General features: G+C 54.8%; 16 protein-coding genes and 1 riboswitch. All 16 genes read right to left on the reverse strand.

The features are described from left to right. Positions 1–432 (reverse strand): ketopantoate reductase family protein (locus tag EFBL_RS20635; protein WP_172899716.1); only part of this gene is annotated, 432 nt, incomplete at its 3' end. Continuing rightward, positions 422–625 (reverse strand): type II toxin-antitoxin system antitoxin, encoded by a 204-nt coding sequence (locus tag EFBL_RS14170; RefSeq protein WP_096182742.1) that lies wholly within the window; start codon positions 623–625, stop codon positions 422–424. The genes EFBL_RS14170 and EFBL_RS20635, both read right to left, overlap by 11 nt. A gap of 17 nt (positions 626–642) precedes the next feature. Next, on the reverse strand, positions 643–1482 hold the full coding sequence (locus EFBL_RS14175) for an SPFH domain-containing protein (RefSeq protein ID WP_096182743.1): 840 nt from the start codon (positions 1480–1482) through the stop codon (positions 643–645). Positions 1483–1929: 447 nt separating this feature from the next. After that, complete coding sequence (locus tag EFBL_RS14180) at positions 1930–2586, reverse strand: YjbE family putative metal transport protein (protein WP_165912493.1); 657 nt, start codon at positions 2584–2586, stop codon at positions 1930–1932. A 208-nt stretch (positions 2587–2794) separates the two neighbouring features. Beyond that, the gene (gene cobA, locus EFBL_RS14185) at positions 2795–3565 is read right to left on the reverse strand and encodes a uroporphyrinogen-III C-methyltransferase (RefSeq protein WP_096182745.1); all 771 of its coding nucleotides are present in this window, start codon (positions 3563–3565) and stop codon (positions 2795–2797) included. 93 nt (positions 3566–3658) lie between these two features. After that, the gene (gene cobJ / locus EFBL_RS14190; protein ID WP_096182746.1) at positions 3659–5152 is read right to left on the reverse strand and encodes a precorrin-3B C(17)-methyltransferase; all 1494 of its coding nucleotides are present in this window, start codon (positions 5150–5152) and stop codon (positions 3659–3661) included. 23 nt (positions 5153–5175) lie between these two features. Beyond that, the gene (locus EFBL_RS14195) at positions 5176–6123 is read right to left on the reverse strand and encodes a sirohydrochlorin chelatase (RefSeq protein ID WP_096182747.1); all 948 of its coding nucleotides are present in this window, start codon (positions 6121–6123) and stop codon (positions 5176–5178) included. Beyond that, entirely contained in the window at positions 6120–7532 is a 1413-nt protein-coding gene (locus EFBL_RS14200; protein WP_096182748.1) for a cobyrinic acid a,c-diamide synthase CobB, read from the reverse strand. The genes EFBL_RS14195 and EFBL_RS14200 overlap by 4 nt, the downstream gene beginning before the upstream one ends. Further along, complete coding sequence (locus EFBL_RS14205; protein WP_096182749.1) at positions 7529–8683, reverse strand: cobalt-precorrin 5A hydrolase; 1155 nt, start codon at positions 8681–8683, stop codon at positions 7529–7531. The genes EFBL_RS14200 and EFBL_RS14205 overlap by 4 nt, the downstream gene beginning before the upstream one ends. Further along, the gene (gene cobM / locus EFBL_RS14210; protein ID WP_096182750.1) at positions 8683–9480 is read right to left on the reverse strand and encodes a precorrin-4 C(11)-methyltransferase; all 798 of its coding nucleotides are present in this window, start codon (positions 9478–9480) and stop codon (positions 8683–8685) included. The genes EFBL_RS14205 and cobM overlap by 1 nt, the downstream gene beginning before the upstream one ends. Before the next feature lie 15 nt (positions 9481–9495). Next, positions 9496–10200: a precorrin-2 C(20)-methyltransferase gene (gene cobI / locus EFBL_RS14215; protein WP_096182751.1), complete on the reverse strand. Its 705-nt coding sequence runs from the start codon at positions 10198–10200 to the stop codon at positions 9496–9498. Beyond that, positions 10197–11468, reverse strand: a complete 1272-nt coding sequence (gene cbiE, locus EFBL_RS14220; RefSeq protein WP_096182752.1) for a precorrin-6y C5,15-methyltransferase (decarboxylating) subunit CbiE — start codon at positions 11466–11468, stop codon at positions 10197–10199. Before cbiE ends, cobI begins: the two co-directional genes overlap by 4 nt. After that, positions 11434–12561 (reverse strand): cobalt-precorrin-5B (C(1))-methyltransferase, encoded by a 1128-nt coding sequence (locus EFBL_RS14225; protein ID WP_096182753.1) that lies wholly within the window; start codon positions 12559–12561, stop codon positions 11434–11436. The genes cbiE and EFBL_RS14225 overlap by 35 nt, the downstream gene beginning before the upstream one ends. A gap of 4 nt (positions 12562–12565) precedes the next feature. After that, complete coding sequence (locus EFBL_RS14230; protein WP_096182754.1) at positions 12566–13207, reverse strand: precorrin-8X methylmutase; 642 nt, start codon at positions 13205–13207, stop codon at positions 12566–12568. Positions 13208–13239: 32 nt separating this feature from the next. Continuing rightward, on the reverse strand, positions 13240–14367 hold the full coding sequence (locus EFBL_RS14235) for a hypothetical protein (protein WP_096182755.1): 1128 nt from the start codon (positions 14365–14367) through the stop codon (positions 13240–13242). An 89-nt stretch (positions 14368–14456) separates the two neighbouring features. Next, the gene (locus tag EFBL_RS14240) at positions 14457–14654 is read right to left on the reverse strand and encodes a CbtB domain-containing protein (protein ID WP_096182756.1); all 198 of its coding nucleotides are present in this window, start codon (positions 14652–14654) and stop codon (positions 14457–14459) included. 178 nt (positions 14655–14832) lie between these two features. Beyond that, a riboswitch (cobalamin riboswitch) is annotated at positions 14833–14995 on the reverse strand.

A 14995-nucleotide genomic window follows, 5' to 3' on the forward strand; every position in this document is an offset into this window, starting at 1 on the left:
AGCAACTTCATAATCGGACAGGGAAGTGGCACCGTAAGTGGTAAGACCGAGCAGCAAGCGCCCGGTCACTATATAACGGGCCAGTATCTCGCCATTCCCCAATCCGTTTTGCAAGGAAAGTACATGGGGAGAGCCTGGCATGGAAGTTATTTGGCGGGCTGCCTCTTCTGTGTCAAAGCTTTTGACTGTTACAATGACAGCATCGCAAGCGATGCTTGTCAGATCCGTCGTGACTGTGATCGGTAGAACGGATCTGCTGCCGTTCGCTTCAAACAGGACAAGACCCTGTTCCTGCAATCTTCGCTCCTGTTCCACACGACGAACAATCAGTGCAGTCGGGATCCCAGCCGCGACCAATCGTGCCGTTACCAGTTTGCCGATGGCTCCTCCACCCAAAACGGCGATTCCGAGACTTGCCAAATTATTCTTCATCTCCCCGCTCCGTTTCTCTTCTGCCGGTTCCTGTCCCTTTGTCCCCAGGCAGACGTCCGGCTCTCTTCAAAGCGTCACGCAACAAAAATTCAATATGGGAATTGACGCTGCGAAACTCGTCAGACGCCCAACGCTCCAAGGCTTCATACAGTTTCGCGTCAATTCTGAGCGGAAATTGCTTCTTTCCGGCCATGGTTTGAGAACCGCCGTTTAATAAATCGTTCCTGTATTAATGACCGGTTGTGAGGAGCGCTCGGATACAATTGCCACCATCAAGTTGTTGATCATCATCGCCTTGCGTTCTTCATCCAGTTCGATGACACCTTCATTCTTCAACTTGTCGATTGCCATAGTGACCATGCCGACCGCGCCCTCGACAATCTTCTTGCGGGCTGCCAGGATGGCATTCGCCTGTTGTCTTTGGAGCATGGCACCGGCAATTTCCGTTGCGTACGCCAAGTGGGTAAGGCGCGCTTCCACCACTTCCACCCCGGCAACCGACAGCCGCTTCTGCAGATCGCCTTTCAATTCCATCGCAACCTCTTCGGTATTTCCGCGCAACGAATAGCCCGTCTCTTCGTAAAGATCATAAGGATACTGGCTGGCAATGTGACGCAAGGCTGTTTCGCTCTGAATTTCCACAAACTGCTCGTAGTTGTCCACCTCAAACAGGGCCTGTGCCGAATCCACCACCTTGAAGACAATCACGGCCGCAATCTCAATCGGGTTCCCCTCGACATCGTTCACTTTCAGTTTGGCACTGTTAAAATTTCTCACCTTTAGCGATACACTCTTTCGGATGGAAAGCGGCATCCCCAACCAGAGACCGCTTTCGCGAACACTGCCCATATAACGGCCAAAGAAGATCAATGCTTTCGCCTGATTTGGCTGAACCACAAAGATTCCTGTCGAAAGCACCAGTCCCAATACCAGCGCCACGACTCCCAAGGGGCTTTCCTCAACCAGCAACACAACTCCCAGGATCAGCAGCACAATGATATTGACAACTCCAACAAATCCGTTAATCGCCCAAGCTTTACGTTCGTTCATAAGCATCCCCTCTCTGTGATTGATACTAAAATGATATCACTATGGAATCATTTTATGCAAACCCTTTTCCTGGACCTTTCTTCCTTACCGGCATTGCTCTTCCCCGTAGCTCTTAACGGCACTCGGTGCCGTTAATTAAGCCAGTCCAAAGATATAACGGCACCCAGTGCCGCTAATTGAGCCAGCCAAAGCTATAACGGTACCCAGTGCCGCTAATTAAGCCGGTCCAAAGATATAACGGCACCCAGTGCCGCTAATTAAGCCAGTTCAAAGGTATAACGGCACCCAGTGCCGCTAATTGAGCCAGTTCAAAGGTATAACGGTACCCAGTGCCGCTAAGCAACCCCGGTTGAAAAGATAACGGCACAGGGTGCCGATATCTTTATAAAAAAAGGCTATCCCAGAACCGGAGTGTGTTTCCGGTTTTGGGATAGCCCTAACTCCTTATTAACGGTTTCCTTTTTGTCGGGATCTGAACCGCTTGACTGTGAACAAAATGGGCGCCAGCACAAACAAGGCCAAAACAGTCCAAACATACTTACCTGTCAAATGTGAAAGTCCGGAATCCTCCGCCAGGATTCGTCCGGCTGTCCAAGCAAGAATTCCGGCCCCTATCAGCATCAACTGCGGGAATCGATCCAGCACCGAACTGATCCAGACACTGGCGACCATCATGAACGCCATGCTGATGATCAATCCCACAGACAACAGCAGCATGTCGCCTGCCGCCATTCCGGCTATGGCTGCCACATTGTCCAGGCTCATGGTCAGATCGGCCAATAAAATGGTTCCCGCAGCCGACAGCAAGGTGGCTCCTCCTGTTATGAAAGCCGGTTCGTCTTCAAATCCGACCAGTTTCACCGCAATCACTGCCAGCAGCAGAGCGCCAAACGCTTTTACATAGGGAACTGCCATGACCTCGACTGCAACTCCGGTCAACACCAACCTGATCAACAGGGCCCCCGTTATGCCAAACAGCATGGCAAACCTTCTCTGCCGTCGGGGGAGACCTGACGTCGCCATTGCTATCAGGAGCGCATTGTCACCTGACAATACCAGGTTGACCAGCACAATCTCGCCCAAAGAAAGCCAAAACCCGTCCACTGTCATCGACTCCTCAGACCCTCATCTCTAAGAAGGTATGCAGGAAAGCGGGACAGGTATGCCCGGATTTAAGAGCGTACGCCTAAACCTGGAAGGATAGGCCCAGACTTAAGAACATATGCCATAAGACCGTTCAGGGTGTACCGAATCCTTCGAACTCATGTTGAGAGAACCCGGCATCCCCTGAAAAGGTCACAGACATCGCGATTCATATCTGGACTGCAGGAACTCCCTTCTGGAACCAGGCGATTTTTTCATGCAAGTTCACCACTTCCCCGACCACGATCACCGCCGGGTTTTGAAACTGTACGGCGGCCGCCTTGCCGGCAATATCTCCCAAAGTACCGAACAGTGTTTCCTGGTGAGTGTAGGTGCCCCATCGAACCAGCGCCGCCGGAGTGTCGGCAGGCCTACCGTGTGCCATCAAGTTCCCGGTAATGGAAGGCAGATTGCCAATTCCCATAAGAATGATCAGCGTCTCTCCCGGGGAAGCATATCGGGCCCAGTCAATTGAGGTGCCTGGTTTGTCGCAGTTCTCAAAACCGGCTATAACCGAGAAAGCGGAAGCCACCCCGCGGTATGTGACAGGGATTCCCGCATAGGCGGGAACCGCAACGGCAGAGGTTACACCCGGCACAATCTCATATTCAATTCCATGCTCAGCCAATACGACCGCTTCTTCCCCGCCGCGGCCGAATACAAACGGGTCCCCGCCCTTCAGGCGGGTAACGGTTTTGCCTTGCAGCGCATGCAACACCAGCAATTGATTGATCTCTTCCTGGCGAAGAGTATGGTTCTCGGGGAGTTTGCCCGCATAAACCAGTTCCGCGTCCGGGGATGCATATTCAAGCAAGTCGGGAGCCACCAGCCGGTCATAGATCAAGACTTCAGCACATTTGATGGTTTCCAGACCCTTCAATGTGATCAGTTTCGGGTCGCCGGGTCCTGCCCCGGTCAGATAGACCTTCCCTTTCCCCACTACAATCCCCTCCTTCCTCTCAGGCAACCGAAGAAGGCTGCCTGTCCAACTCCGTGACAGCCTCAACAGATGGCTGTTTTCATCCTATCTCGTCTAATCTCCGCACACCGGCTCCACTTCTTTGGCGTTGGCCGTCCCGTCCCAGAGATAGCCGGCCACTTCCCCGGTCCGTTTCATGTACTTATGGAACCGCTCTTTCGGGTGTGCATTCTGTTTATATTCTGTAACTATGCTTTTCACAATTTCAACTACATTTTCCGGTGGAATGCCTTCTGCAACCTTTTGTCCCGGGTGGGGGGCACATCCCCCCCGTTTGCCGCCCAGATAAAGTTCAAAAAATCCGCGGCGGAACACCACGCCAATATCTTCCATAACAGCGCCGTAACATGCCATTGCGCATCCGTTGAACCCGATCTTCAGTTCATTGGGCATCTCTTCACCGTGCAGCAGCCTGTATAACTCTTCCGCATAGGGGATGGATTCGGTCTTCTCCCCTTCACAGAAATCGCAAGCCACCAACTGAGCTTTCAAGCCGACGGGAGAAACCAGCAGCCCCAACTCGGCCAATCTGTGACTCACCTCATCCGGATTGCCCCCTGGAATCTTCAGGATCAATTCGTGGCCCGGCGTATAGGTAATGGTGCCTGTATCACCCGCAAGTTTGGCAAGCTCCATCATTTGAAAAGAGGTAAAGTTCTTATTGGCAACTCCCGGCGAGACAGCCACCTCCAATTCCGGCAGAAATTCCGGGTGGATGGGAGCAGTGGCATCCAACGACCATGGACTTGGCGCCAACCCCCTTGGTTGTCCTTCCATTCGTCCTCCATCCCGCGATAGAGTATACTTTCTTTGATAGCCACGCGGCGTAACTATCAAATCATGATAGTTAAAAGTACTGGAGTTGCCAATAATCACCGTGGTCAACATGCCGATCTCGTAATTCAGCATGTCCTCCAGGGTTGTCACCACTACATGCTGCGCCTCCCGGAACGCACTCTTGACCAATCCAACAGGTGTGTCAGGCGAACGGTATTTTAGCAGGATTCTCTGCGTCTCCTCAATTTGTCTCGTTCTTCTGCCACTCTTTGGATTATACAGCACAACAACAAAATCTCCCATTCCAGCCGCTTCCACCCGCTTGGCAATGACTTCCCAGGGTGTAAGATGGTCGGACAAGGAAATCGAAACAAAGTCATGCATCAGGGGGGCCCCCAGCAAGGATGCACAGGAGGCCAATGCCGGAACGCCCGGAACCACCTCGATTTCAGGGCTGTCGCCAGGCTTCCATCCCTGTTCAATCAGCACTTCGTAGACAAGCCCTGCCATTCCGTAGATTCCCGATTCCCCCGAGGAGATAACGGCCACCGTATTTCCCGCTTTCGCCAGTTTGACCGCTTCTTGTGCCCTTGAAACTTCCTCCGTCATTCCGGTGCGGACAATCTGCTTATCGCTTATAAGACCGCTGACGATATCCACATAAGTCTTATATCCGATAATGGTATCGCTGTTTTCAATTGCAAACCTGGCCCGTTCGGTCATTTGTTCATAAGCGCCCGGACCAAAGCCGACCACATAAATCTTACCCACGGTTTCTCCCTCCTTGCTCCCGATCAGGAGTGTCCTTTGGCTTCCGCCGGAACCACCTGTTCCTGCCAATCGTGGTCCTCGTAATGATGCCCATGACTTGCATGGTCATGGTGATGTTCGTGACCATGATGGTCATGGTGATGGTGATGGTGTCCATGGTCATGATGGTGGTGATGGGCCGCCTGCAGCCGGTATTTGCACATGTCGCAATTCATCAACGCACCGCCGGTCGCCACCTCATCCATCCTGTCAGAAACAATCTCCAACAATCCCGGGTGATACCCGAAGTAATTGGCCAAAGCAAACGATACCGCCGGGAATTCAGGAGACAGTTCCTGCAGCATCGACTCCATCCGCTTCATAAGGACACCGGTAAACAAAAAATAGGGCAGAACGATCACATGGGAGGTACCTGCTGCTGCAGCCCGTCTCACCCCTCCGGGAAAATCGGGATAGGTGACTCCGATGAAACAGACCTCAACACCCGCAACCCCTGTTCGTTCCCACAGAATTCGGGACAATTTGTACAGATCGCCATTCGCATCCGCATCGCTGGAACCCCTTCCCACCAACAAAACCGTTGTGTCTTTGCGATCCTGGCCCTCCTGTTCCGCCTCGGCAAGCCGTTCCTCCAGGATGTTCAGCACCTGTTCATGCAGGCCCAAATGCCTGCCGTATTGAATGTCCAGGTGGGGATGCCGTTTTCTGGCTTCATCGAGGATATGGGGGATTTCCGCTTTCACATGGCCGGCTGCCAACAGGATCACGGGAACAGCCGTAATCCTGGAAACCCCTTCGGCTGCCAGGCGATCGATGGTTTCCCCAATCGTCGGCCGCGCCAGTTCCAGATAAGCCAGATCGATCCGGATGTCGCTTCTCAGTTCTTTCAATTTCTCAACAAATGCCGCAAACTCCGCGTTTCCTTCCGGATCGCGGCTTCCATGTCCGATCAGCAGCACCGCTTCGCTCACTGGCGTCCCCTCCCGTTTCTCCTATCCCTGTATTGTTCGCACTTGGCAAGCAACGAACGAACCGTGTCCGGATTGGATGCAAAGTGCAGATGGGCGTAACTGGCCAGCAAATTACCGGACGCGTATCCTTCGGGCATTTCCCCTTTCCTTCCGGAGAGAATCCACGCCCAGGCATAATTCTCCACATCCGGGCACAGAAAAGAGTAATGGAATTCATGCCCTCTTACTGTCTGTCCGGCCGGGAGCAGCAAATGATCCGCTGCCGCTTTGGCCTCCCGATATCCCAGTGCCGCCAAACGGTTTTGCATCTTGACCGTTGCGGGAACCACCCCCACCATCGGATGTTCGTTTCCCAGCCGATCGGTCAAGCTCCGACACAGATACATCAGACCTCCACACTCCGCATAAATGGGCATGCCGGAAGCATGCGCATCCCGAATGTCCTCCATCATCCCATTGTTTGCGGAAAGATCAGAGGCAAACTCCTCCGGAAACCCGCCGCCAATATAGAGTCCATCAATATCGTCAGGCAGACGGGCATCTTTTAACGGGGAAAAATACACCGGCTCGCCCCCGCAAGCCTCCAGGAGTTCCAGATTTTCCGGGTAATAAAAGTTGAAAGCCGGATCACGGGCTACGCCGATTCGCACCCGCTTCGGCTGCTTCTCGACAGGGAAAACACCCGTCGCGGAACACTCTATCCGGGCAGCCGATTGGGCCAATTCCCACAACCGGTTCAGATCGACGGAGACAGACACTTGATCGGCAAGCAACCGGAACAGGTCCCCGAGCTCTCCGCGTTCCACTGCGGGAATCAGTCCCAGGTGCCGCTCCGGCAGGGTCAACTTCTCATCGCGCTCCAGATACCCCAGACACGGAATGCCGCATACCTGCTCAATGGCGGCCTTGACGATCTCATAGTGGCCTTTGGAACCCACCTTGTTAGCAATAACACCCGCAATGCGGACTTCCGGGTCCAACTGCTGAAACCCCAGCACAACCGCAGCCGCCGAGCGAGCCATCGAATGGGCGTTGATCACAAGAATCACAGGCGCTCCCAACAATTTGGCAATCTCCGCCGTACTCCCCTGGTCACTTAATGGACTCTTCCCGTCATAAAGCCCCATTACACCTTCAATGATCGCCAGATCTGCACCGTCGGCTCCCCGCAAGAAACACTCCCGCATGACATCCTGTGACAGCATCCAGGTATCCAGGTTTCGGGATTGTCTGCCGGTTACGGCAGTATGATAGGAAGGGTCTATGTAATCGGGGCCAACTTTGTACCCCTGGACCTTGTACCCTTGTTGTTGAAAAGCGGCCATCAGCCCAACGGAGACCGTGGTTTTCCCGGCACCCGAGCCGGTCCCTGCGACGACAAACCGGGGCATCTTCCTTGCTTGCGTCATGCCCATACCTCCCCGGCCTTTCCCGTAATATGATCTGCCTTCCCGCCTCCGAATTCGATGCGTGCCACCGAGATGGTCACGTTGCCGCTGGCCGTTTTTTCCAACAGCAGGTGATCTGTGCAAGCGGCCAACAGGGCAGCCGGTTCACTGACACCGTAAGCGCCGGTGAACTTGAAGACCGTCTCCGACGGGTTGGGAATCGACACGCTGTTTAACTGCTCCGGAGTGTAAGCAAGCAGCGGCCAACCGTATTTCTCCGAGAGGGCCAACAGCCCTTCTTCGTCCTGTTTGAGGGTAATGGTGGCAATGCAGGATACGCTCTTCCAGGACAGCCCCAATCGGTCCAAAGTGGTCAGCACCACGTTTTCGATTTCTTCGAACGATGTCCCCCGGTTGCAGCCCAGTCCCACCACAAGCGACTTGGGCCGGTAGACCACGCGATAGGGCGCTATCGACAGCTCATCTTCAGTAAGCAAGCGGTCCGTCACCCAAAGGACTGCGTTAAAACCTTCGGGACGGGCACTCCGAGCCTCTTCCAGTCCGGGGAACACCCCGATCTGTTTGGGAATGGGCGTCTGCCTCTTCCACCAATTGGGCTCTCCCGTCTCCTGAATGACAGCGACCGGTTCTTCGTTTACAACTGCTGCCGAGGCGGGCGTTACCTGGCGGTCATCGTCAATCTTCCAACCGAACTCCCGACCCAGCAAATCCACCGCAATGGTGGCCGACACATCGGAGGCGGTTGTTACAACCGGGGTGGCCCCCAGAATCTCCGCCACGCGTTCCGTCAGAGCATTGGCACCGCCCAGGTGACCGGACAGAACCGATATGGCGAACTTCGCCTTGTCATCCACCACTACCACCGCCGGATCGACCTTCTTGTCTTTCAGCAGGGGAGCCGTCATACGGACAACCGCTCCCAAGGACACCACAAGAATCCAACCCTCATAACGGTGAAACATGGTTTCCAGCAGCAGCCTGACGTTTGTCGGGAAAGAGTAGACGGATGCCTCATCCCCCTTCTGCAGAAATTTTTCGGACAGGTAGAGGTCTGCATCTGGCATGGCACTGGCCAGCTTCCTTGCAAGTTCCGACCCGTGCTTGGTAATTCCTACAATCGCATAGGGTTTTGGGTTCCCGGCAATCCGCATCAAGACTCACCCTTTTCTTCCTTTACCGCCCGCCGGTACCGGTGGGCAAAGGTCTTATCATACAGTTTGGATTTATGTTCATGCGACCACTGCAGCTGAGGGTCAAGCGCCTTCCCCGCCAGCACCATCGCCTGAGACCGGATGCCCAGCCGCTTCATCTCGCCCGCCACTTCGCCAACAGTCGAACGAAGAATGACCTGGTCGGGCCAGGTGGCCTTCTGCACTACGGCAACGGGCGTATCCTCGCTCCAGCCTGCTTCCCGCAAATCCTCCACCACTTTGTCCATCAGGGTGGCGGACAGGAACAGGGCAATGGTGGAGTCATGTTTGGCCAGATCCACCAGCTTCTCCCCTTCCGGAACGGGGGTTCTTCCTTCCGCCCGGGTCAGAATCAAAGTTTGGGTAAGCTCCGGAATCGTCAATTCGGCCCCCAGAACGGCTGCTGCCGCAAACACCGAAGATACCCCCGGCACAATTTCCCACTCGATCCCTGCTTCGTTCAGGCGGACAATCTGTTCCATAATCGCACCGTATACGGCAGGGTCCCCTGTATGTACCCGGGCCACAGTGCCTCCGGTTCGGACAGTCTCGACCATGCGGGCCACGATCTCCTCCAGGGTGAGCCCGGCGCTTTTCTCCACGACTGCGCCCGGCTTCGGGTTGGCCACAACTTCCTCGTTCACAAGCGAATCGGTATACAAAATCAGGTCCGCCTGGTCGATCAGCCGCTTGCCCTTGACCGTAATCAGTTCCGGGTCACCGGGACCGGCCCCGATAAAATACACTTTGCCCGCCACGCGGATCACGCCCCCTTAGCACTTTTTTACAATCATAAGGGTCAGGTATTCGAGTTCTTCCCCTTCCAAAGCGGCGACGTTCCGGTAGACAACTTCGTCCGGCGAACCCGCCTTGGTTACCACAGTCGCCTTGTCAATCAGATCCATTTCCTTCAACAGTCCGATCATTTCGGTCAGAACCTTGGCGACTTTCAGAAACACGACCGTATCGTGTTCCTCCAAGGCTTTCCGCATGGCTTCCATGTCGTAGGTGGCAGGAATGACCCCCAACTGCTGGTCCCCGTCCGCCAGCGGAATGTCAAGACGGGTCGCGGCCCCGTTAATGGACGAAACTCCCGGGACCACTTCCATCTCCACTTCCGGGTGACGCTCTTTCATCAGTTTCGTCAGATGGATGGCCGTGCTGTACAGGTAGGGGTCGCCTTCCGTTATGAAAGCCACATTTTTGCCCTGGGCCAGATAGTCCCATACGTCCTGCACAATCGCCTCCCATTTCGTCTTCAGCAGTTCCTGGTCCCGGGTCATCGGAAAATGCAGCCCCAGCCGTTCAATGCCTTCCGGCAGGTGTTCCTCCACAATCGACAAAGCGTAGCTGTCTCCGTTCAGCTTGCGGGGATAGGCGATCACATCCGCTTCGGCCAAGACCCGATAGGCCTTCAAAGTAATCAATTCTTTATCGCCCGGGCCTACGCCCATCGCATACAGTTTCCCAGTCGTCATTCCTCGTCCGTCTCCTCCCGGTCTTCCATTCGCACCGCCTTCACTATGTACACAGGGTCAAAGGATTCAAATCTTGTCAGATTCAGAATCGGCTTGCTCCTTGCCACCTGCAGCATCGTCACGTCCACATGCATGCCAAGCCGCTTGAATCCTTCCAGCGCCCCATACAGATTCTCGATCGTTGCCGCATTGAGGACGATTCGACCACCCGGCTTCAGCTTGCGCGCGCACAATTCCAGCAAAGGCTGCATCTGCCCTGATGTGCCGCCAATGAAGATCGCATCCGCATCCGGCCACTCCTCAAGCCCCTCCGGCGCTTTCCCGCACTGGAAGGTGACATTGGTCCGGCCGAACTTCTCCACGTTGGCCCGCAGAATGTCCATGTGTTCCTCGTTCTTCTCAATGAGATACGCATGACCATAAGGGGCCAGCATGGACGCCTCAATCCCCACGGAACCGGTGGCCGCCCCGATATCCCATATCACATCATGGGGTCTGATTTGCAGCTTCGCGAGGCTTACCGCCCGGACTTCCTGCTTGGTAATCAGGCCGCGTTTCGGTTTCCGCTGGTGAAAGCGATGATCCGGAACCCCCATCGGGAAAAAAGGGGTCGTTGCAGTCCCAAACTCGCCATCAGTTGCATCCTCCCGCATCAGCACCACCACATTGAGCGGCGAGAACTCGCCTGCAGCCATCTCCTCCAGGGTGTAGATTCCCGTCCGCTCATCCACTCCCCCCAGATTCTCCCCCACGAAAGCCGTAACGCCCGTAATCCCTGCGGCCAGCAAATCCCGGGCAATGGCAGAAGGGCTGTTATCCGGGTCTGTCAGCAGAGCCACCTTCGGGTGTTCCCGCACCCACTTCGGTACCTGATCCCTTGTCTTGCCGTGGACGGAAGCAAGAAAAGCATCCTGCCAACTTTCCTTCAGGCGGGCAAATGCCAACTGGATGGACGACAATCCCGGATGAATCTCAATCCGCTCTTTGCCCAGCTTCTTGCCCAGATACCCTGCAATCCCATAAAAATTGGGATCGCCGGAAGCCAATACGACAACCTGTTTGTCGTCTGACTGCACGGAGTCAATCCTCTCCACCGCTTTCGCCAGCCCATCCTGTACAGCGAACTTCTCCGCTTCCACATGCGGAAAGAACCCCAGGTGACGCTCTCCGCCTACCAGCAAATCGGCCGCTTCCACATACTCACGCAACACGGGAGTCAGACTGGCCAAACCGTCATCGCCAATCCCGATAATTCGCACCGGATGCATCCGTAGACCCCCTTCCAATGATTCTCCCGTCAAACTCAGCCAAAATCGTGTCCACTTCAAACACGCCGCCCCCGTGCCTCTTGCATTGCTCACAAATCATCGAACACAGCAGGGCAAAAAAATTCTGATACCCGGCTGCCTCCAACAGATCCCCTACCTGCTTGGCGGTATTGGACCGCCGGATCTCTGCCAACAGTTCCTCCGGAACGCCTGCCCGCTCCGCCACTTCGGCCAGAAATTCGAAGTCCACCTGCGATCCTCTTGCATGCAGATTCATATGGCCTTGCGCCAGTTTGGAAAACTTCCCCATCATCCCGGACATCGTGACGCGGGAGACCCCTTTTTTCGCACAGTGTCGGAGGGCAATTCCGGCAAAGTCCCCCATCTGGATAAAAGCCACTTCCGGCAGCTGGGGAAGGTCCTCCTGTGCCACCCGCTCGCTCCGCCCGCCCGTGGTCAGCACCAGATGGTCGCAGCCATTGGCGACAGCCACATCGATGGCCTGAACGACACTGGCAATATAGGCGGAAGAGGAAAAAGGCTTCACAACGCCGGTTGTTCCCAGGATCGAGATCCCGCCGAGAATCCCCAATCTCGAATTCAGCGTTTTCTTGGCAATCTCTTCCCCGTCAGGCACAGAGATGACCACCTTGAGTCCCCGTCCGGCAAGAAATTCGTCCGCTTCCTTCCTTACCGCTTCTTGAATCATCTTTCTGGGAACGGGATTAATGGCGGCAGCCCCCACCGGAAGTGCGAGACCCGGTTTGGTGACCCGGCCCACACCCACTCCGCCGTCCAGCTCGATCCCCGGTTCGTCGGTCAACGTCACAGTGGCAAAGATGTGAGCACCATGCGTGGCATCCGGATCGTCTCCCCCGTCTTTGATCACCGAACAGGTGGCCATGTCTCTGGTGAACTCCAGATTGTGCAGCTCAAACGTCACATCCATGCCTGCCGGAATCCGGATCGTCACATGAGACCAGGTTTCTCCCGTCAGCAGCGCATGGGTGGCCGCCTTGGCAGCGGCCGTGGCACAAGCGCCTGTTGTATAGCCGTGGCGAAGAGGTTTGTCCTTCTCAGCCTCTTTAGCCATTCCGTTACTCCTTGACAGCCAGCAGGGACAACGCATTCACGATCGACACCGCGACGGGCGATCCGCCTTTGCGTCCCAGGTTTGTAATGAAGGGAACTCCCTCAAGTTTGCTTAACAATTCCTTGGATTCGGCAGCCGACACAAACCCCACCGGTACCCCCACAATCAGACCGGGTTTGGCTTCTCCTGCTTCCACCAGCCGGATCAGTTCCAGCAATGCGGTCGGAGCGTTTCCGATGGCCCAGATGGCCCCGTCATAGAAGCGTGCTGCTTTGCGGGTAGCGACAATGGCCCTGGTAGTGTTGAGCTTTTTTGCTTCCTCCGCCACATCCGGATCGGAGATGAAGCAGTGGACGGAACCGTCACCGAACTTCTCAAGCCGGGGTCTGGAAATCCCGGCTTCCACCATCTGCACGTCCGCCACTATGGGTTTTCCGGCACGGATGGCCTGAATTCCCGCCTCAACAGCATCGGGAGTAAACACCAGCGATCGGCCCAGTTCAAAATCGGCAGACGCATGAATCACACGCTGCACAACGGGAAACTGTTCCGGTGTAAAAGGGTGCTCCCCCAATTCTTGCGCAATGATCTCGAAACTTTTCTGCTCAATCTCCTGCGGTTGCGTGGTCAACGGAACAAACGTCATTTGAGTCCCTCCTTTGCTTATCTGATAAATGTTCACGCAACAGCGGCTTTTCTCCGTTTGCCGCCAACCACTCCGATCACGAATCCCACCGCAACGGCCGCCACCATTAACACACCGGCCCGGATCTGGGATCCTGCATTCGGATGGGCAGGAGGCACTTCAAACGAAAACTCGCCGTCAAACGGAGCGGGAAGTGTTGATTGCGGCGAATTTGGGGCCGCATGCACAACGACTTGAAATTCTGCCGTATCCGGGAAAGCATAATCAAATTCCAGCTGACCGTTTTGAATCTGGGTGCGCGTTGAGAACATCGTCAAATTGTCATCCACATGCTTCAAGGATACGTTTGCATCGATCCCCTTTACCGGTTCGCCCGTTTTTGCGTCCCGGAAGGTCATTGCAAAATGAACCGGAGCCCCTTTTTGCACGGGTTCGGCAGGATTCATCTTCAGTTCGGCTTTTACGCCCGATTTTTCGATCTCCACATTGCGGACAGGCCCGGATGGAGCCCCATTCCCATGAGCCCATGCAGACGAGAAATTCCCGGTAACCAATAGCCCCAAAACAAGTACGGACACAACCGTTTTCATTGTCCCTCCTGTATTGGCGGTTTTTTTGAACGGATTTTCCAGGGTGCCTGCCACATAACCGCTGATCATCGCAGCAATCAGGATGGCGGCAAACAAACCTGCGGTGTTCACAATTTGCCCCAACGGCACTTTCACTTCAACAGGAATCTTTACATCAATCGGAGTTTGCAGTCCGGGTGCTGTCGCGTGAATCAAGACTGTATAGGAACCTGCATCCCAGAAATTGGATTCCAGTACAATTTTCCCGTCGTTCAGCAAGTAGTCCATCTCATAGACCAAACCGGTCCCTTGATGGTCCTCACGGAGGTATCCGGCATAAAGCCAGGGGTTCAGCGCTTCCGTCTTGACAATTTCCATATGAACCGATGCATTTTGGAGCGGCTGATGCGTGGACGGATCGAGCAGCTGATAGGAAAATGCGGCCGTTTCGTGTGCGACAGGATTCTGAGGAACCAGATATTCCCCTTTTTCCTCATAACTCTCCATGATCCCTACGCCAAAGACGACAGTACTGATAATGACAACAGGCAGAAGCAAGAAAAGCAAAAAACGAAACAAATTGAACTTCACGATTTCCATCTCCTTTTTCCGCCAAATCTATTTTCGGCAATCTGCTGCTCAAATTTTCAGGCATGCGGGGGATCGATAACGGGTTGGGACTAGTGACAGGGAACCATCGTCATGCTGTGACGGGTCGGATGGACCGCATCGTGCAGCGGAGCGATGGGAGCAAAAAACAGGCCGTATAACGTGAAAGGAATCCATGCGATGAGAAGGATCCACTGCAGAACGTACAAAATTTTGGCGAGTGTCGGACTCACCTGCAGCTCAAAAAGTTTTTGAGTGATTGCAGCCATTGGTTCACCTCCTTCCCTAAAATGCAACCCGGCTCCCCCGCATGCCTGACTCCTTCAGCCCAGTAAAAAACCCCAGCCGAAAAGGCTGGGGTCGAAATAAGCATGGCAACCTGCATACCCACACAAATGAACGCAGGATTCCTACTCATACACCGTACCTTTTCCTCGAAGGCAGACTTGGGTGTGCTCGTTCCAGGTAGGTCTCCTGGCTTCCGGATCATCGCGCTCTTTCGCCTTCCCCGATTCCTCGAGTGACATTAATGAAAGAGAGCTCGCCGGTTACAGTGGCGGGACCGCTCGGGATTTTCACCCGATTCCCTGTTACCCCCGTGAATTGCGGG

It is taken from the genome of Effusibacillus lacus (assembly GCF_002335525.1).
Lineage (GTDB): Bacteria > Bacillota > Bacilli > Tumebacillales > Effusibacillaceae > Effusibacillus > Effusibacillus lacus.

Excerpts from the sequence above, each read along its gene's own strand:
- EFBL_RS14170 (WP_096182742.1), bottom strand. The coding sequence starts at position 625 with ATGGCCGGAAAGAAGCAATTTCCGCTCAGAATTGACGCGAAACTGTAT.
- EFBL_RS14175 (WP_096182743.1), bottom strand. The coding sequence starts at position 1,482 with ATGAACGAACGTAAAGCTTGGGCGATTAACGGATTTGTTGGAGTTGTC.
- EFBL_RS14200 (WP_096182748.1), bottom strand. The coding sequence starts at position 7,532 with ATGACGCAAGCAAGGAAGATGCCCCGGTTTGTCGTCGCAGGGACCGGC.
- EFBL_RS14205 (WP_096182749.1), bottom strand. The coding sequence starts at position 8,683 with ATGCGGATTGCCGGGAACCCAAAACCCTATGCGATTGTAGGAATTACC.
- cobI (WP_096182751.1), bottom strand. The coding sequence starts at position 10,200 with ATGACGACTGGGAAACTGTATGCGATGGGCGTAGGCCCGGGCGATAAA.
- cbiE (WP_096182752.1), bottom strand. The coding sequence starts at position 11,468 with ATGCATCCGGTGCGAATTATCGGGATTGGCGATGACGGTTTGGCCAGT.
- EFBL_RS14225 (WP_096182753.1), bottom strand. The coding sequence starts at position 12,561 with ATGGCTAAAGAGGCTGAGAAGGACAAACCTCTTCGCCACGGCTATACA.
- EFBL_RS14230 (WP_096182754.1), bottom strand. The coding sequence starts at position 13,207 with ATGACGTTTGTTCCGTTGACCACGCAACCGCAGGAGATTGAGCAGAAA.
- EFBL_RS14240 (WP_096182756.1), bottom strand. The coding sequence starts at position 14,654 with ATGGCTGCAATCACTCAAAAACTTTTTGAGCTGCAGGTGAGTCCGACA.